The 13,733-nt window shown below is 71.4% G+C and carries 14 protein-coding genes; 6 read left to right on the top strand and 8 right to left on the bottom strand.

All coding sequences use genetic code 11. The annotated features are described in order from the left end of the window. The first annotated feature begins 32 nt into the window (after positions 1–32). Positions 33–704, top strand: a complete 672-nt coding sequence (locus tag ACFPCV_RS14615; RefSeq protein WP_378056666.1) for a DUF4232 domain-containing protein — start codon at positions 33–35, stop codon at positions 702–704. On the opposite strand, the gene ACFPCV_RS14610 is transcribed toward ACFPCV_RS14615, so the two are convergent. After that, a complete protein-coding gene (locus ACFPCV_RS14610) occupies positions 701–1,360 on the bottom strand; it encodes a response regulator (RefSeq protein WP_378056665.1) in 660 nt (219 codons plus the stop codon). The genes ACFPCV_RS14615 and ACFPCV_RS14610 overlap by 4 nt on opposite strands. Next, the gene (locus ACFPCV_RS14605) at positions 1,357–3,075 is read right to left on the bottom strand and encodes a sensor histidine kinase (RefSeq protein WP_378056664.1); all 1,719 of its coding nucleotides are present in this window, start codon (positions 3,073–3,075) and stop codon (positions 1,357–1,359) included. Before ACFPCV_RS14605 ends, ACFPCV_RS14610 begins: the two co-directional genes overlap by 4 nt. Positions 3,076–3,263: 188 nt before the next feature. Here ACFPCV_RS14605 and ACFPCV_RS14600 point away from each other — a divergent pair, with 188 nt between their 5' ends. Further along, positions 3,264–3,455: a hypothetical protein gene (locus ACFPCV_RS14600; protein ID WP_378056663.1), complete on the top strand. Its 192-nt coding sequence runs from the start codon at positions 3,264–3,266 to the stop codon at positions 3,453–3,455. On the opposite strand, the gene ACFPCV_RS14595 is transcribed toward ACFPCV_RS14600, so the two are convergent. From ACFPCV_RS14595 to ACFPCV_RS14585, 3 genes are all read right to left on the bottom strand, one after another. After that, complete coding sequence (locus ACFPCV_RS14595; protein WP_378056662.1) at positions 3,452–3,766, bottom strand: ArsR/SmtB family transcription factor; 315 nt, start codon at positions 3,764–3,766, stop codon at positions 3,452–3,454. The genes ACFPCV_RS14600 and ACFPCV_RS14595 overlap by 4 nt on opposite strands. Positions 3,767–3,901: 135 nt before the next feature. After that, positions 3,902–4,555: an RNA polymerase sigma factor ShbA gene (shbA, locus tag ACFPCV_RS14590; RefSeq protein WP_378056661.1), complete on the bottom strand. Its 654-nt coding sequence runs from the start codon at positions 4,553–4,555 to the stop codon at positions 3,902–3,904. A 147-nt stretch (positions 4,556–4,702) separates the two neighbouring features. After that, positions 4,703–5,881 carry an endonuclease/exonuclease/phosphatase family protein gene (locus tag ACFPCV_RS14585; protein ID WP_378056660.1) on the bottom strand — a complete coding sequence of 393 codons (1,179 nt, stop codon included), beginning with the start codon at positions 5,879–5,881 and terminating at the stop codon, positions 4,703–4,705. Positions 5,882–5,933: 52 nt separating this feature from the next. Between ACFPCV_RS14585 and ACFPCV_RS14580 the strand changes: the two genes are divergently transcribed. The 3 genes from ACFPCV_RS14580 (at position 5,934) to ACFPCV_RS14570 (ending at position 8,801) form a co-directional block, all read left to right on the top strand. Further along, positions 5,934–6,626 carry a TetR/AcrR family transcriptional regulator gene (locus ACFPCV_RS14580; protein ID WP_378056659.1) on the top strand — a complete coding sequence of 231 codons (693 nt, stop codon included), beginning with the start codon at positions 5,934–5,936 and terminating at the stop codon, positions 6,624–6,626. 67 nt (positions 6,627–6,693) lie between these two features. Beyond that, the gene (locus ACFPCV_RS14575; protein WP_378056658.1) at positions 6,694–7,590 is read left to right on the top strand and encodes an AurF N-oxygenase family protein; all 897 of its coding nucleotides are present in this window, start codon (positions 6,694–6,696) and stop codon (positions 7,588–7,590) included. Between the two features lie 32 nt (positions 7,591–7,622). After that, entirely contained in the window at positions 7,623–8,801 is a 1,179-nt protein-coding gene (locus ACFPCV_RS14570; protein ID WP_378056657.1) for an RtcB family protein, read from the top strand. Positions 8,802–8,860: 59 nt separating this feature from the next. Here the strand turns inward: ACFPCV_RS14570 and ACFPCV_RS14565 are convergent, their stop codons facing one another. Then, positions 8,861–9,490, bottom strand: coding sequence for a TetR/AcrR family transcriptional regulator (locus tag ACFPCV_RS14565; RefSeq protein ID WP_378056656.1), 630 nt, complete (start codon positions 9,488–9,490; stop codon positions 8,861–8,863). 57 nt (positions 9,491–9,547) lie between these two features. On the opposite strand from ACFPCV_RS14565, the gene ACFPCV_RS14560 reads away from it, so the two are divergent. Continuing rightward, on the top strand, positions 9,548–10,510 hold the full coding sequence (locus ACFPCV_RS14560; RefSeq protein ID WP_378056655.1) for an NAD(P)-dependent alcohol dehydrogenase: 963 nt from the start codon (positions 9,548–9,550) through the stop codon (positions 10,508–10,510). 124 nt (positions 10,511–10,634) lie between these two features. Here ACFPCV_RS14560 and ACFPCV_RS14555 read toward each other — a convergent pair whose 3' ends face one another. Further along, a complete protein-coding gene (locus tag ACFPCV_RS14555) occupies positions 10,635–13,100 on the bottom strand; it encodes a VIT domain-containing protein (RefSeq protein ID WP_378056654.1) in 2,466 nt (821 codons plus the stop codon). After that, positions 13,097–13,672, bottom strand: a complete 576-nt coding sequence (locus ACFPCV_RS14550; protein WP_378056653.1) for a helix-turn-helix domain-containing protein — start codon at positions 13,670–13,672, stop codon at positions 13,097–13,099. The genes ACFPCV_RS14555 and ACFPCV_RS14550 overlap by 4 nt, the downstream gene beginning before the upstream one ends. Positions 13,673–13,733 lie beyond the last annotated feature (61 nt).

Below are 13,733 nucleotides of genomic sequence, written 5' to 3'. Positions count from 1 at the left end.
GCGTCCAGTGGTGTCGGGGCCAGGTGGAGGCGATGACCATGCTGCGTACCAGGATCGGCGCAGGCGTGATGATCAGTGGCGTGGCGCTGCTGCTCGCCGCATGCAACAGCGGAGGAACGGCCAGTCCGGGGGATCCGGACGTGCCGTCGGTGCCGCGGAGCACGTCCCAGCAGGCGACCACGACGCCGCCGCCGACGAGCACTTCCGCGCCGGGCACGGCGAAGGCCGGGCAACCACCGCCGAGCGTCGGTGACGGCAGCCAGGTCGCGAGCACGGAGTGCAAGGTCGCCGACCTCAAGCTGAGCCTCGGCGGTGGGGACGCCACCGCGGGGACCGCCTACCGCCACCTCGTCTTCACCAACAAGGGCAGCCGCACCTGCACGATGCAGGGCTTCCCCGGCGTCTCGTACGTGGCGGGGGACGACGGGCACCAGGTCGGGCCCGCCGCTTACCGAAACGGCAAGAAGGGGCCGGCCGTCACGTTGAAGCCGGGGGCCAGCGCCTACGCGGACGTCGGGTTCGTGCAGGTCCGCAACTACGACCCGGCCGTGTGCAAGCCGACCGAGGTGCGCGGGCTGCGGGTCTACCCGCCGCACGACTACGACTCGATGTTCCTGCCCAACCCGGGCACCGGCTGCGCGGGCACCCCGCCCGGCAACCAGCTGACCGTCTCGACGGTGCGGAGCGGTACGGGCGGCGCCTAGCCCTCGCCGGTCATCAGGCCGGTGCGCCACGCCCACGCGGCCACCTCGACGCGGTTGCGGGCCCCGATCTTGGCCTGCACCGCGGCGAGGTGGGTCTTCACCGTCGAGAGCGACAGGTACAGCTCCGTCCCGATCTCGGTGTTCGTGAGCCCGCGCGCGGCGGCCTTCACGACGTCCAGTTCCCGGTCGGTCAGCGGCTCGGTCGCCGACTCGGCCGGGGCGGTCGCGTTCGCCGTCGAGAAGTGCTTCAGCAGCCGCACGGTGATCTGGGGGGACACCAGCGCGTCGCCGCGGTCGGCGGCGCGGACCGCTTCCAGCAGCAGTGCCGGGCCCGCGTCCTTCAGCAGGAAACCGTTGGCGCCGTTGGAAAGCGCGGAGTGCACGTACTCGTCGAGGTCGAACGTCGTGACCACGACGACCTTCAGCGGGTCCGCCACCCCGGGACCCGCGAGGGTCCTGGTCACCTCGAGGCCGTCCATGCCGGGCATGCGGATGTCCAGCAGGCAGACGTCCGGCCGCAGCTCCCGGGCGCGCCGCACCGCCGACACCCCGTCTGCGACGTCTGCCACCACCTCGATGTCGTCCTGTGTCTCCAGGATCATCCGGAAACCCGCGCGCACCATTTCCTGATCGTCTGCGATCAGTACCCGGATCACGTTCCCTCTTTCCACAGTGGCAGCCACGCCTCGACGCTCCAGCCGACGTAGCCGCTGGGCCCCGCGTCGAAGCGGCCCCCGAGCAGCTCCACCCGCTCACGCATGCCGACCAGACCGTAGCCGCCCGACCCGCCCGCCGGGTTCGCCGGGCGCCGCGAGCCGTCGTCGGTCACCCGGATGTGCAGGGTGTCGCTCGGTGTCGTGGCCACCAGCACCCGCACGGACGTCGCGTCCGGCGCGTGCTTGCCGACATTGGTGAGCGACTCCTGCACCAGCCGCAGCACCGACCGGCCGACCTCGTGCGGCAGCTCGTCGGGCAGGTTCAGCTCCAGCTCGACCGGCGGGCCCGCGAAGTTCTCCGCGAGACCGGTGAGGTCGCCCGCGAGGTTGGTCGTGGCCTGATCGGCCATCTCGGTGTTGCCCGCGGTCCACGCGGCCGTGCCGTCGCGGAGGCTGCCGACCAGCGTGCGCATGGCCTTCAGCGCCTCGGTGCCGCTGCGCTCGATCTTCTCCAGCGCGGGCACCGCCACCCCGGGGTTGTTCTCGGCGACCATCAGCGCGGCCTGCGCCTGCACGACGATGCCGGTGACGTGGTGTGCGACCACGTCGTGCAACTCGCGGGCCAGCGCCATCCGCTCACCCTGCTGCGCCGAGGTCACCGCCGCCTTCACCGTCTGGTTCCGTTCCCGGTCCCGCGCGCGGAAGTACACCCCCGCCGCGATCGACACGAGCAGCAGGAACAGCAGGATGAGCGAGAAGCTGGAGTCGGTGATGGTGCTGCTGTCCCGCGCTCCCATCGCCAGCGCGTTCGCCACCGTCAGCCCGGCCGTCGCGCCGGCCGCCTGCTTGGGGTCCGCGTACCTGACGACGTAGGAGACCAGCGCCATGCTCGCGGCGATCCCGGTGAACGACACCGGCAGCCCGGTGCTGCCGTACATCGCGGCGAGCAGCCCGCCGAAGAACAGCGCTCCCGCCGCGAGCCACGTGTTCCGCAGCGGGTACTTCGGTCCGAAGAACGCGCACACGCCCGCCGCGGCGGAACCCGCCAGCGCGACGACGCCGTACCGGTCGGTCTCCGCCAGTTCGAGCAGCGCGAGCACGCCGAGTGCCGCGCCGAGCGGCCACTGCTTGCGGATCAGCGCGCCCATCTCGGTCTCGACCCGCTGGTTGGCCGTGCGCCGCAGGTAGAGGCCGGTGCCGACGGCCGCGACCAGCAGCGCGAACCCGAACAGCAGCGACTGGAACAGCTCGGACGGCGAGATGAGCCTGACGAACGGGTTCGAGTAGCTGTCGCAGTAGTAGTACCCGCAGTACGGCTGCCGCAGGACGATCGCCGAGAGGCAGGCGGCGACCAGCGCGGTCGTGCACGCCACCGCCACCACCGGTGCGGTCCGCCACACCACGAGCACGACCAGCACGGTCCCGGCGATCAGCTCGGTGAGCATGATGTGGGACAGCGCGATCGACGGGGTGTCGGTCCTCGCGGCGCGCATCAGCGCCGACGACGCGACCAGGGTGAGCGCGCCGATCATGGAGGCGATCGCGGGCCGGTTGACCCCCAGCCACGCGCAGGCCGCGAAGACCGCCACGCCCGGCAGCGCCAGCAGGTTCGCGGTGCGCGCCGACCCGCTGAACAGGATCATCGCGAAGTCGAGGAACAGGGCGACGCCGAGCAAGGTGGCCAGCCAGCGGTGCGGCACCGATTGCGGTGTCATGCCGATCAACGTAGGACAGCGGCGCGGTGACCGCCTCGGCCGACCGGCGGGCAGGGGTCGGCCGATCGGCCAGTGCCTGCCCGTCGTGCGGTGACCGGTCGGCCGGGCGGGCGCGGCTGTTCGACCGATCCGAGGGACCCCGCTCCGGGGAGAAGCTGTGACCAGTGGTTTCACCGGAGGAGGAAGACATGCTGCAGGCGGTTCTGGTGTGGGCGGGGGCAGTGCTGGCGATCGGGCTGCTGCTGGTGATGGCACTCGGCCCGGTCATCGTGGAGATCGACTCGTGGTGGTACGAGCGGCGGCACAACACGAAGAAGGCGGCCAGGGTGCGCCGCGACGAGGCGCCGGTGACGCGCCGCGTCGTCCACCCGGTGGGCTAACCGGCGTCGAGGACGGTGCGGACGAGCCCGGGGAAGCGCTCGTCCAGCTCGTCGAGGCGCAGCGTGTTCATCCGCTGCCTGCCGTCGTCGTACTGGCGGAGGATGCCCGCCCTGCGCAACGTCCGGAAGTGGTGGCTGAGTGTGGAGGCGGCGACCGGCAGGCCGAAGGTGCCGCAGGGCCGGTCGCCCTCGGTGATGAGCAGCCGGACGATCTGCCGCCGCATTGGATCGGCCAGTGCCCGGAGCACGTCGTCGACCTCGACGGACGCGACGTCCGGGTGCGAAAGCGGCGCCCACCGCCCGACCGGCATTGCTGACAGCCCTCTCAGTTCTCTTCGATGCTTGACGAAGACTCTACTCGCGCTCCGGTGTGTTCGACCGGCCCGGCCGTGACGTGCATCGGCGGTGCGGGCAGCCCCCTGCGGCGCCCGCACCGCCGAAGTCCGCTAGCGGCTGACGACCTTGCGCAGCCGGTTGAGCGCCCGGTGCTGTGCGACGCGGACCGCGTCCGGGGTGGTGCCGACGGCCTCCGCGGTCTCCTGGGCGGACATGCCCAGCACCACGCGCATCACGACGATCTCCCGCTGGCGCGGCAACAGCGTCCGCAGCAGGTCACCCGTCTGCTCCACCAGCTCGCGGCGCAGCGCGATCTGCTCGGGGCTCTCGTCGACGAGCATCGTGTCCGGGGTCTCCGCGGTCGGCAGCGAGCGGTCCCTCGCGGCCGCGCGGTGCACGTCGGCCACCTTGTGCGCCGCGACGCCGAACACGAACGACAGGAACGGCCTGCCGAGGTGGCGGTAGGTGGGCAGCGCGCGGAAGACCGCGATGCACACCTCCTGCGCGACGTCGTCCGCCGAGCTGATCGGGCGCACCCGGCCCAGCTTCGTGCGGCAGTACCGCACCATGATCGGGCGCAGGTAGGTGAGCAGCTCGTCGGTCGCCGCGCGGTCCCCCGCCGACGCGGCGACCGCGACGTCGTCCAGATTCCCCCTGGTCACCGGGCGTGACCACGCCGGAGCGGCGACCGGCGGCGCGGTCACGCCCGCCAGCTCGGCCTCGAGCTGGGACAGGTCGACTTCTGGCTCTGCCGTGCACAACATCGCGCGCCTCCTGTGCCCCCGGCTGTTGTGTTCACCCATAGAGAGCACGAACCGGCGGCACAAATACGTCGGCGGCGAAATCAGATCCCCGCGGAACCAAACCGTTGCCCAAAAGGGCAGCGCCCGGCACGGGACGTGCCCTTCCGGTTACCGCCTGCCGACCGGCACGTCCACGCGCACCAGATGGTGGTCCGACGCGTCGTTCAGCCGGGACAGCTCGCCGGTCGGCCAGTAGACCGCCGCGTGCACCGGGGAGAGCCCCCGCGACGGGAGCACGTAGTCGGCACGCAGGTTGCCCGGCGCGTTGTCGTTGAAGTCCGCGGTGTCGAAGTACGGGTTCGACTCGTGGGTCAGGTTCGCGCCGCCCTGTTCCCGCGCCGCGAGCACGCCGCCGACGCTGCCGGGGCGCGGGTCGAGCACACGCGGTGCGTTCAGCAGCTGCTGGATCGCGCCCGGCACGCTGTCACCGTCCCGCGGGTCGGAGTTCTGGTCGCCGGCGACCACGAACTTCCGGCTCGGGTTCAGCCCACCGCGGCGGCCACTGTCGTCGTAGATGTAGCGGCCCTTGCCGGGCGTCACGTAGTCCGCCCAGAAGCGGATCTCGTCGTGGTTGCGGGTGCCGTTGCGGTCCTCGGCGCCGTCGAACGTGGGCGGCGTCGGGTGGGAGACGAGGAAGTGCACCGTCTCGCGGCCGACCTGCACCGGCACGTCCCAGTGCGACTTCGACGACAGGCGCAGCACGTCGAGGACCTCGGGGGAGTACCAGTCCTTCGCCGCCGGGGTCGCCGGGTCGTCCGGCAGCATGGCCCCCGGCATGTCCTTCCACAGGAAGTTCTGGAAGGTGCGGACGTTCTTCCCGTCGATCGGGTACCTGGACAGGACCAGCATCCCGTACTGGCCCTCGAACAGGCCGAAGCCGTGCGCGTCGTTGCCGGTGTCGATGCTGCCGTCGCGGTCGAGGTCGAAGCCGGTCGGCACCCCGGTGTTGGACGGCGCGATGAACGCGTACGGGTAGTCGATCGGGCGGGCGCCGTTCTGGCCGCGCTCAAGGTAGTTGTCGCGGAACAGGTCGACGGCGGCCGGCGCGTGGTCGAACTCGTTGATCAGGAGCACGTCCGGGCGGTTGCGCTGGATGACCTCGGCGACCTCGCGGGCCTGCGCGTTGTCCGGCGTCGAGAGGTCGGTGACCAGCTGGCCGGCCGCGCCGCGGTTCAGCGAGGCGTTGAAGGTGGCGAAACGGACGGACTCGGCGCCGGTCGCCTGTGCGGGTGGCGCGGTGAGAACGCCGGCGGCGAGCGCCAGCGCGGGCAGGAGCAGAAGACGCATGGGCCACCCTGACACGGCAACGTGAACGGTGTCGCGGGGATACGGTGAACGGGTGGCGGATTCTCCTGCGGCGGTGGTCAGGACACCCAAGAGCGAGGCGACACGCACGCTGATCGTGGAGACGGCGCTGCGGTTGTTCCAGGAGAACGGCTACGACAAGACGACCATGCGGGCCATCGCCAGGGAGGCGGGGGTCTCGGTCGGCAACGCCTACTACTACTTCTCGTCGAAGGAACAGCTGGTCCAGGGCTTCTACGACCGGATAACGCAGCTGCACGACGAAGCGTGCGAAGCGGTGCTGACCAGCGAGAAGGACTTCGCCAAACGTTTGCGCGCGGTGCTCGCGGCGTGGCTGGAGGTGGCCGCGCCCTACCACGAGTTCGGCAGGCAGTTCTTCGTGAACGCGGCCGACCCGGCGAGCCCGCTGAGCCCGTTCTCCACCGAGTCGAGCCCGGCGCGGGACGCGCAGATCGCCTTGTTCCGGCGGGTCCTCGAAGGTTCGACGGCGAAGGTCGACCCCGAGCTGCGGCCGGAGCTGCCCGAGCTGCTCTGGCTGTACGAGATGGGCGTCGTGCTGTTCTGGGTGCACGACCGCTCGCCGCACCGCAGGCGCACGCAGATGCTCGTGGAGCGCACGGTGCCCCTGCTCGACCGCGTGATCGGGCTGTCCCGGCTGCGGCTGCTGCGGCCGGTGACGAGGGAGATCGTGCAACTCATCGGTGATCTGACGCGCCAGGACGCTTGACAGGGTCTCCTCGGCAGTACAGCCTGACTGTTACGGGAAGTAACACGTACTTGTCGGGAGGATCGCGATGGCGCGAGTGCTGCAACCCAAGGACCGGGATGTCACCGCTGAGCGGCTGCTGGACTCGTCCATGCGCAACTCGTACGACCCCGACGTCGACGTGGACTGGAACGCGCCACTGGTCGACGGTCTCGGCTTCATGCCGGCGGAACGGATGTCGCTGTACGGCACCCACCTGTGGGATCGCCTGACGCCGGAGCAGCGGCTGGAGCTGTCGAAACACGAGATCGGCAGCATCACCAGCGTCGGGCTGTGGACCGAGATCGTGCTGATGCAGCTGCTCGCCCGGTACGCGGCCGACCTGGACCCGCGCAGCCCGCACACCCACTACGCGCTGACCGAGATCGGCGACGAGACCCGCCACGCCATCATGTTCGGCAAGGGCCTCACCCGGCTCGGGCTGCCCGCGTACGGCCCGCCGCGCGTGGTGCGGGTCCCGGCGAAGGTGTTCGGCGCCGTGATCGGCGGGCCGGCCATGTTCGCGTCGGTGCTGGTGGTCGAGGAGACCACGGACCGGCTGCAGCGCTCCATGCTCGACGACGAGCGCATCCAGCCGTTGATCCGCATGATCAACCGCATCCACGTGGTGGAGGAGGCCCGGCACGTCCGCTACGCGCGGGAGGAGCTGGTACGTGGTCTCGGGAAGCTGAGCCGGTCCGCGCTGGAGGTGCACCGCCTGGTGACGGCGGTCGTCGCGATGACGGTGATGGACATCCTGGTGCACCCGGGCGCGTACGCGGCGGTCGGCCTCGACCCGCGCGAGGCACGGGAGGTGGCGCTGGCGAACCCGCACCACCACGAGTCGCGGCGGTGGATGGCGGAGAAGGTCGTGGCGTTCCTCGACGAGGTCGGCATGATCGGCGGCCCGTCGAAGGCGATCTGGAAGCGCGCCCACTTGATCTAAACCGGCTGGTCGGGGCGCCTACCCTGGAATTCATGGCAGCGACCACGATTCCAGGAAAGCACGTCGACATTCGCATGTGGACCCGGCCGGAGACGGTCGAGGAGCAGGCGATGCGGCAGCTCCAGAACATCGCCGCGCTGCCGTGGACCTTCAAGCACGTCGCGGTGATGCCGGACGTGCACTACGGGAAGGGCGCCACGGTCGGCTCGGTGATCGCGATGCGCGACGCCGTGTCCCCGGCCGCGGTCGGGGTGGACATCGGCTGCGGCATGACCGCGGTCCGCACCTCCCTGCGCGCCACGGACCTGCCCGACGACCTGCGCCGCCTGCGGTCCGAACTGGAGCGCGCGGTCCCGGTCGGCTTCGGCCAGCACCGCGCGACCGCGTTCACCGACCGCGACGCGGCCGACTGGGACACGTTCTGGCGCGGCTTCGAGGACCTGACCCCGGCGGTGAAGGCGAACTCGGCCAAGGCGCTGCACCAGATGGGCACCCTGGGCGGGGGCAACCACTTCATCGAGATCTGCCTCGACACCGGGGGAGACGTGTGGGTGATGCTGCACTCGGGAAGCCGGGGCATCGGGAACCTGCTGGCACAGCACCACATCGAGGTCGCGCGGGGCCTGGCGCACAACCAGGCGCTGCCGGACCCCGACCTCGCGGTGTTCATCGCGAACACCCCGCAGATGAAGGCGTACCGCCATGACCTGTTCTGGGCACAGGACTACGCGCGCCGCAACCGCACGGTGATGCTGCGGCTGGTGTGCGACGTGCTGCGCAGGCAGTGCCCGCGGGTCGGCTTCGGCGAGCCGATCTCGGCCCACCACAACTACGTCGCGGAGGAGACCCACTTCGGCGCGGAGGTCCTGGTGACCCGCAAGGGCGCCATCCGGGCAGGCCGCGGTGACATGGGCATCATCCCGGGCTCGATGGGCACCGGCTCGTACATCGTGCGCGGGCTGGGAAACCCGGACTCGTTCGAGTCGGCGTCCCACGGCGCGGGCCGCAGGATGTCCAGGAACAAGGCCCGCAAGCAGTTCACGGCGCAGGACCTGGCAACCCAGACCGCGGGCGTCGAGTGCCGCAAGGACACCGGCGTGGTCGACGAGATTCCGGCCGCGTACAAGGACATCGACGAGGTGATCCGCAACCAGTCCGACCTCGTGGAAGTGGTGGCGAAGCTCAAGCAGGTGGTCTGCGTGAAGGGCTGACGGTCGTGGGGCCGCACAAGGGGTGCGGCCCCACGTTCCTGTCCGGGAACGTCCTGGCCTCAGCCGGTGCCGATCGCGTGTCGCAGGGCAAGTGGTGCGGGCGGTGGCAGTGGGGTGGCGCGATCGGCCCGGAAGGCCTGCAGGAGGTAGGCGACCAGTCGGCGGGACGCGGCCAGCGCGGCGTCGGGGGAGTCGGCGATGACACCCGCGTTCGCACGGAGGATCAGCGCGAGGTCCGCGGGGACGAAGTCCGCGCGCAGGTCGCCGGATTCCTGGGCGCGGCGGACCACGTCGGCGAAGGCCGTCTCGGCGTGGGTGCCCGCGCGGTCGAAGTCGATCGCGGTGGGGAACGCGGTCAGGACCGCGGCGCTGAAGCCGCGGTCCGTCACCTGCATGGCGCACACCTTCTCGATGGCCGTGCGGAAACCGCGCCACGGATCCGGATCGGCGAGCGCGTCGTCCACAAGCGACAGACACTGCGTGAGCTGGTCGGCGAACACCTCCGTGATCAACGACTCGCGGGTCGGGAACCGCCGGTAGAGCGTCGCGACGCCCACCCCGGCCCGGCGGGCGATCGCCGCCATCGGCACGTCGAGACCGCGTGCCGCGAACGCCTGCCGTGCCGCGTCGAGGATGCGGTCGCGGTTGCGCCGGGCGTCGGCACGCAACCGAGACGAACCACCAGGCATGCTTCTCACATTAACCAGAACCGGAGTCACGCGTCCGCTTACCGCGTTGACGCGGGCATGAACGAGATGCGCGCTGCGCTGTACGACAGCTATGGACCACCCGACGTGCTGTACGTGGGCACGCTGCCGAAACCGCTCCCCGGTCCAGGCGAGGTGCTGGTGCGGGTCCACGCAACGAGCGTGAACGGTGGCGAGCTGCCCGGCCGCGCGGGCAGGGTCCGGCTGGTGACGGGCGTGCTGGACCGGGGCTTCCCGAAACGCGTCGGCATCGACTTCGCCGGGGAGGTCGTGGCCGTCGGCGAGGGCGTGACCACCTACGGGCCCGGCGACCGGGTGTGGGGTGTGCCCCGTCGGTTCGGCGCCGCCGCCGAGTTCGTCGCGGTGGACACGCGAAGGCTCGCCCCGGCCCCGGCCAACATCGACCTGGTGCGGGCCGCTGCCCTGCCCGGGGTCGGCACCACCGCCATCACCGCGCTGCGCGACAAGGCCCACCTCCAGCCAGGTGAGCGACTGCTGGTCCGCGGCGCCAGCGGCGGCGTCGGCAGCGTGGCGGTACAGCTGGGACACATGTACGGCGCACACGTCACCGCGCTGGCCAACGCGAAGCACCACGACGCCCTGACCGAGCTGGGCGCCGACGAGGTGCTCGACTACCGGACCACGAGCCCGGCGGACCTGCCGCGCTTCGACGTCGTCCTCGACACCGTCGGCACCGAGTTCCCCGCCTACCGGGGGCTGCTGACCCGCTCAGGCCGCATGGTCGCCATAGCCTTCGACCTCGACCACACGTTCACCTCCCTCTCCTATCTCGTCGGCTCCACGGTCTTCGGTGGCCGCCGGGTCCGCTTCTTCAGCGGCGACCCGCGAGCCGACCTGCTCGCCGAACTGACCCGCCTGACGGACACCGGCGCCCTCCGCCCCGTCGTCGACACGGTTTTCCCCTTGGCCGAGATCGCGGAAGCGCACCGTGTCCTCGAAGCAGGCGGCGTACGCGGAAAGCTCGTCATCCAGGTCTCGTAGGCCGAACCGACCACTGCGCCCGCGGCGTTGCCACTGCGCTGTGCCCACCACCATGCCGAGCTGACCCGTCCGTGGCCGCTCCGGCTGGTGGCCGGTGCGACCACGGACGTTCGTCCACGGGCCGTCAGCGCTTCCAGAACGTCCGGCGGGAACGGGTGTTGCCGTCGCCCGCCAAGGACTCCAGGGTGGACAGCGCCTTCTGCCAGCGCCGGTCGACCTCGGCCGGGTCCGCGGTCGGGGCCGCCAGTTCGGTCGACAGGGTGCCCAGTGTGGTGCGGGCCTCCAGCGGCTCGTTGTTCTGCTGCCAGGTCGCCAGCAGGACCCGGATGCGTTCCGACAGCGCGGTCATCAGACCGGCGCGCAGCCACACGTCCTGGCCGTCGCCGCCGCGCAGGCGGGTCAGTTCCTCCCGCACGAACGCGGCCAGCGAGGTGCCGTCGTCAGGGGCGGGTGCCGGGCGCCCCCGCTTGCGCGGCGATGCGGCGGGCGGCCTGCCCGGCACTCCCGGCGCGGGTGCGGGCAGACCGCCGCGCATCGGCACGCCCGGCGGGGGACCGGCGTAGACGTCGCCTGCCGGTGCGCTGTGGCTCGTGTCGAGGCCGCCCTGCATGCCGTAGCCCCCTGCCGGGGCGCCGCCGGTCGATTCCGCCGCGGCGAAGCGCGCCGCCGCGCCGAAGGTCGGCATGCCTGCCGCCCTTGCCGCCATGGTCGGTGCGTTGCCTGGATCGGGGACTTCCCACCCGCTCGGGAGGTCCACCGGCTGCGTGACCCGGCGGGTGGCGCCGCCCTCGTTCACCACTCGCTGGTCGACCGCGACGAACGCCGTGAACCGTGAAAGCACGCCGAACTTCAGTGACGTCTCGACGATGCGGCCTTCCAGTGCGGTCTGGCCGGTGACGTATTTGTCCTCCAGGTCGCGGATGTTCGCCCGTGCCCAGAGGGCGGCGAGTGCCGGGTTGTCGCTCCGGGTGGCCGTGAGGGTGGTTCGCAGGTTCGGCTGCCCCGCCACCGTCACCGCGCCGTGCGGCGGACCGCTGTAGCGACCCATCACCACCACCGGTGCGCCCGGGAACACGTCCGGGATCGGCGTGGGCGCCACCGTCGCCGTGTCCACCGCCAGGCCGTCCTGCGTCACCAGCAGGTCCGTCACCAGCGGGTTGCCGATCCTGCGGTGGATGTTGTGCATCGCCTCGTCGAGGCGGTCCTCCGACTCCACCAGCTCGCAGCGGCCCCGGGTACCCGCGAGCCGCTGCAGGAAGCCCTCGTTGACCGCCCTGTCGATGCCCACCGTGTGCACGCGGACGCCGGACAGCTTGGGTGCGAGCTCGTACAGGATCTGGTCCTCGTTGCCGATCTGGCCGTCGGTGACCAGCACGAGCACCCGTTCGCGGGCCGCGGTCCCGTGGAGGAGATCGGCCGCGCGACGCAGCGGGGTCAGCATCTCGGTGCCGCCCCGTGCGTCGAGGTTCGCCAGGAACTCCACGGCACGGAACCGGTTGCGGTCGGTCGCCTCCGCCAGCTGGTCCGGCAGGCCGGGCGGGGTGTCGACCTGGTAGTCGAAGGCCAGGACGGCGAACCGGTCGTCGCCGCCGAGGGTGTCGACGATCCTGGCCGCGGCCCGCCGGGCGGCCACCATCTTCCAGCCACCCATCGAGCCGGAGCGGTCCAGGACGAGCACCACGTCGCGGCCGTGCTCCGGCGCCTCCCCGGTCGGCGGCAGCACGGTCAGCGCGAAGGTGCCGCCCTGCTCGTCCTCGTCGGGCAGCACCGCGAGCGCGGTGCTCACCGCGGCCTCGTCACCGACCCTCAACCGGAGCAGGAAGTCGCGGTCCGCGCGCTCGCCAGGGTTCAGGCGGACCCGCAGGCCGTCGGCGGCGTCCTCGGTCGCGGTGGCGTGCAGGCTCGAACGCACGCCGGCCAGCGGCAGGCCCGCCGCGTCGACGTGCACCTCGACCGACAGGTCGACCGGGTTCGGAAAGCCGGGGAGCAGCACCGGCGGCGAGATGCGGGACGCGTCGGGCACCTCGTCGGTGTCCAGGGCGGTGCCGTCGCCGACCTGGTCGCCGGCCACCGGGCGGCCGGGGATGTACTTCGGCGCCACCACCAGCGGGAACCGGTACGTGGCCTCGCCGTCCTCGTAGGACAGCGCGCCCGCCAGCGTCAGGTGCACGGTCACCCGCTCGCCGGGCAGGATGTTGCCGACGCGCATGGTGAACACGCCCGGCCGTTCCTCTTCGGCGATCGACGCGCGCCTGCCCTCCTGGACGGCCTTGTCGTAGGTGGCACGCGCCTCGCCCCGTTCCTTCAGGACGCCGTCGACCACGCGGCCGTCGGCCGCCATCCGCATCGCCGTGACGGCCGCGCGCGGGGGCAGGGGGAACACGTACGTGGCCTCGAGCGGCTCGTCGTGGGTGTTGTGGAAGCCCTGCGTCAGCTCGGTGTGCGACGCGAGGCCGGTGATCCTGGTGCGGACGTCGATCGACTCCAACGGCAGGTTGCCGTGCTTGGTGCGCAGGCAGCCGAGCCCGTCGTCGTCGGTCGGCCGGGCGGTCACCTCCGCCTGGTCGATCAACTCGATCTGGGTGCTCATCGGCGTTCCTTTCGTGGGGTCAGACCGAGCCGGTCGATCGCGTCGAGCAGCGGCGCGGCGGCCGCGGTCAGCTCCGCGATGTCGGTGTGGTCGAGGTTTCTGGTGACACCGTCCAGCACGACGGTGACAGTGTCACCGATGCGGAAGGCCGGCACGACGTTCGTGACGGTGTCCGGTGCCGGGGCGGCGATCCGCCGGGCGAGCTCGTCGGCCACCGCGCTCACCTCCGGCGACAGGTGCACGACGTCGATGTCGTACGTGACCTCGGCCAGGCGGGCGAGCTCGGCGTCGGTCGAGCCGAGCAGCCGCTCCTGCACCTCCGCCAGCGCCAGGCCCCGTGCCTGCAGTTTCTTGATGGCCGCCAGCTGCAGCGCGTGCCGCTCGCCGTACAACGCGACGCGGCCACGGGTCGCCAGCGGGCGGTCGACGAGCCCGATGGTGGTGTACCACCGGATGGTGCGCGCGTTCGGCAGCTCGCGGACCCGGCCGCTCCGCTGCCCGTCGTAGTCCGCGGCCAGCAGGTCGGCGACACGTTCCGAAAGCTGTTCGAGGGTGTACAGCTCGTCGCTCATACCGCGATCTTGACAGTATCCGGTGACACTGTCAAGCTGTCAGTGTCAAACTGACAGCGTC

This window comes from Actinophytocola glycyrrhizae (assembly GCF_042653545.1).
Classification (GTDB): domain Bacteria; phylum Actinomycetota; class Actinomycetes; order Mycobacteriales; family Pseudonocardiaceae; genus Actinophytocola; species Actinophytocola glycyrrhizae.
Note: the sequence above shows the minus strand (reverse complement) of the source record. Positions and strands in the feature narration are given on the sequence as shown.

What these genes read in the sequence shown, in the direction of transcription:
- ACFPCV_RS14615 (WP_378056666.1), top strand. Translation starts at nt 33, where the DNA reads ATGACCATGCTGCGTACCAGGATCGGCGCAGGCGTGATGATCAGTGGC.
- ACFPCV_RS14605 (WP_378056664.1), bottom strand. Translation starts at nt 3,075, where the DNA reads ATGACACCGCAATCGGTGCCGCACCGCTGGCTGGCCACCTTGCTCGGC.
- ACFPCV_RS14600 (WP_378056663.1), top strand. Translation starts at nt 3,264, where the DNA reads ATGCTGCAGGCGGTTCTGGTGTGGGCGGGGGCAGTGCTGGCGATCGGG.
- ACFPCV_RS14595 (WP_378056662.1), bottom strand. Translation starts at nt 3,766, where the DNA reads ATGCCGGTCGGGCGGTGGGCGCCGCTTTCGCACCCGGACGTCGCGTCC.
- shbA (WP_378056661.1), bottom strand. Translation starts at nt 4,555, where the DNA reads ATGTTGTGCACGGCAGAGCCAGAAGTCGACCTGTCCCAGCTCGAGGCC.
- ACFPCV_RS14585 (WP_378056660.1), bottom strand. Translation starts at nt 5,881, where the DNA reads ATGCGTCTTCTGCTCCTGCCCGCGCTGGCGCTCGCCGCCGGCGTTCTC.
- ACFPCV_RS14575 (WP_378056658.1), top strand. Translation starts at nt 6,694, where the DNA reads ATGGCGCGAGTGCTGCAACCCAAGGACCGGGATGTCACCGCTGAGCGG.
- ACFPCV_RS14570 (WP_378056657.1), top strand. Translation starts at nt 7,623, where the DNA reads ATGGCAGCGACCACGATTCCAGGAAAGCACGTCGACATTCGCATGTGG.
- ACFPCV_RS14565 (WP_378056656.1), bottom strand. Translation starts at nt 9,490, where the DNA reads ATGCCTGGTGGTTCGTCTCGGTTGCGTGCCGACGCCCGGCGCAACCGC.
- ACFPCV_RS14560 (WP_378056655.1), top strand. Translation starts at nt 9,548, where the DNA reads ATGAACGAGATGCGCGCTGCGCTGTACGACAGCTATGGACCACCCGAC.
- ACFPCV_RS14555 (WP_378056654.1), bottom strand. Translation starts at nt 13,100, where the DNA reads ATGAGCACCCAGATCGAGTTGATCGACCAGGCGGAGGTGACCGCCCGG.
- ACFPCV_RS14550 (WP_378056653.1), bottom strand. Translation starts at nt 13,672, where the DNA reads ATGAGCGACGAGCTGTACACCCTCGAACAGCTTTCGGAACGTGTCGCC.